This window comes from Staphylococcus sp. EG-SA-2 (assembly GCF_017152085.1).
In genome coordinates this window covers 1-2981 of sequence record NZ_JACYHC010000570.1, presented here as the reverse complement: position 1 = coordinate 2981, position 2981 = coordinate 1, and the positions used below count along the sequence as shown (strand labels likewise).

Below are 2981 nucleotides of genomic sequence, written 5' to 3'. Positions count from 1 at the left end.
TCTGCTGAACAAAGTGCGCAAGCTTTTCAACAAGCAGCACAAAGACAACAAGGGCAACAAGGTGGCAACGGCAATTATTTAGAACAAATTGGTCGTAACCTTACGCAAGAAGCACGTGACGGTTTATTAGATCCAGTCATTGGTCGTGATAAAGAAATTCAAGAAACTGCTGAAGTCTTAAGTAGACGAACTAAAAACAATCCTATATTAGTTGGAGAAGCTGGTGTTGGTAAAACTGCGATTGTTGAAGGTTTAGCACAGGCAATCGTTGAAGGAAATGTACCAGCAGCAATCAAAGACAAAGAAATTATTTCTGTAGATATTTCATCATTAGAAGCTGGAACGCAATATCGTGGTGCTTTTGAAGAAAATATTCAAAAATTAATCGAAGGTGTTAAATCTTCACAAAATGCCGTACTATTCTTTGATGAAATCCATCAAATTATCGGTTCAGGTGCCACAGGAAGTGATTCAGGTAGCAAAGGGTTATCTGATATTTTGAAACCTGCATTAAGTCGTGGTGAGATTTCTATTATTGGTGCAACAACACAAGATGAATATCGAAACAATATTCTTAAAGATGCTGCATTAACGCGCAGATTTAATGAAGTGCTTGTTAATGAACCAAGCGCTAAAGATACTGTTGAAATTTTAAAAGGTATTCGCGAAAAATTCGAAGAACACCATCAAGTAAAATTACCAGATGACGTATTAAAAGCATGTGTTGACTTATCAATTCAATATATTCCACAACGATTATTACCAGATAAAGCAATCGATGTGTTAGATATTACAGCAGCACATTTATCTGCGCAAAGTCCAGCTGTCGATAAAGTTGAAACTGAAAAACGAATTTCTGAATTAGAAAATGATAAACGTAAAGCAGTAAGTGCTGAAGAATATAAAAAAGCTGACGACATTCAAAATGAAATCAAATCATTACAAGATAAATTAGAAAACAGTAATGGTGAACATACTGCTGTTGCTACAGTTCATGATATTTCAGATACTATTCAACGATTAACTGGCATTCCAGTTTCTCAAATGGATGATAACGATATTGAACGTTTAAAAAATATTTCTAATCGTTTAAGAAGTAAAATCATAGGTCAAGATCAAGCTGTAGAAATGGTTTCACGTGCAATTCGCCGTAATCGCGCTGGGTTTGATGACGGCAACCGTCCAATTGGTAGTTTCTTATTTGTCGGCCCTACTGGTGTTGGTAAAACAGAGCTTGCTAAACAATTAGCAATTGATCTATTTGGTAATAAAGATGCACTTATTCGACTTGATATGAGTGAATATAGTGACACAACAGCTGTTTCAAAAATGATTGGTACAACTGCTGGTTATGTCGGTTATGATGACAATTCAAATACGTTAACTGAAAAAGTACGCCGTAATCCATACTCAGTCATTCTATTTGATGAAATCGAAAAAGCAAATCCACAAATTTTAACATTGTTATTACAAGTAATGGATGATGGTAATTTGACTGATGGTCAAGGTAATGTCATCAACTTTAAAAATACAATTATTATTTGTACATCAAATGCTGGCTTTGGCAATGGCAATGACGCTGAAGAAAAAGATATTATGCACGAAATGAAAAAATTCTTCCGCCCTGAATTCCTTAACCGCTTCAACGGCATCGTTGAATTCTTACATTTAGATAAAGATGCATTGCAAGATATCGTCAACTTATTATTAGACGATGTACAAGTTACATTAGATAAAAAAGGTATTACGATGGACGTTTCTCAAGATGCGAAAGATTGGTTAATTGAAGAAGGCTATGATGAAGAATTAGGTGCACGTCCATTAAGACGTATTGTTGAACAGCAAGTACGTGACAAAATTACAGATTATTATCTAGATCATACAGACGTTAAACATGTGGATATAGATGTTGAGGATAACGAATTAGTCGTAAAAGGTAAATAACGACACTTTAACATATCGCGCATCAAAAATGAGCATCAGGTCGCCCTTGCCTGTGCTCATTTTTTTAATTATTTCCCTGGAAAATGATTCGCTGTGTGCTGTTCTGTTCCACAACAATCACGATTAATGTCACATGTACCACATTTTCCTTGTTTCGAACGCTTGAAAAATTTTACTAGTGTATATAAGGCATATCCGAAAATTGCTAAAAAAATTAAAATGTTAATAATGACTGACACTTTAACCACTCCTTAAACAAATAAATGTCCGACTTGATAAAAAATGAATGTTAAGACATATGCAGTGACTAGAGGATAGGCAACTGCAAGTGCCGTCCATTTCCATGAATAAGTCTCTTTACGGATTGCTGCCACTGTAGAAACACAAGGAATATACAATAGTATAAATATCATAAATGCATACGCAGATAGCGGTGTGAATTGATTTTGAATCACATTAACAAGGCCTGCATCACCTGATGAATAGATAATCGCCATCGAACTTACGATAACTTCTTTTGCTAAAAATCCTGGCACTAACGTAGCACCTGCTTGCCATGTTCCAAATCCGAGCGGTTGCACTAACATACCAAAGAAACTACCAACCATATGTAAAAAACTTTGATTGATATTCACATTGATACCATGTGGTCCTACATAACTTAATAGCCAAATGACTACTGAGCCGCCAAAAATAAATGTACCTGCTTTACGAACAAAGCCCTTAGCCTTTTCCCAAGTACTACGCCACAACGTTTTAATGGAAGGCACACGGTATGTTGGCAATTCCACAATAAAGATTGCATTATCATTTTTTAAAATCGTCTTAGTAAGTACTGTACTGACTAAAAATGCCATAATAATACCTAAAACATACAGGCTTAATACTACTAAAGATTGATTCTCTTTGAAAAAGATACCTACGAACAACGCATACACTGGCAGTCTAGCAGAGCATGACATGAATGGTGCAATTAATATCGTTGTTAAACGCTCTTTTTCATTTTCAATACTGCGCGCAGCCATAATACTCGGTAC

3 protein-coding genes are annotated in these 2981 nt (G+C 35.5%); 1 reads left to right on the top strand and 2 read right to left on the bottom strand.

The annotated features are described in order from the left end of the window. Positions 1-1944, top strand: a 1944-nt coding sequence (gene clpL, locus IDG60_RS09820) for an ATP-dependent Clp protease ATP-binding subunit ClpL (RefSeq protein WP_206160656.1), incomplete at its 5' end; no start/stop codon positions are given. A gap of 68 nt (positions 1945-2012) precedes the next feature. Here the strand turns inward: clpL and IDG60_RS09815 are convergent. Next, positions 2013-2183: a FeoB-associated Cys-rich membrane protein gene (locus IDG60_RS09815; protein ID WP_000111118.1), complete on the bottom strand. Its 171-nt coding sequence runs from the start codon at positions 2181-2183 to the stop codon at positions 2013-2015. Between the two features lie 12 nt (positions 2184-2195). Next, a partial coding sequence (locus IDG60_RS09810) for a ferrous iron transporter B (RefSeq protein ID WP_164826024.1) occupies positions 2196-2981 on the bottom strand: 786 nt, incomplete at its 5' end.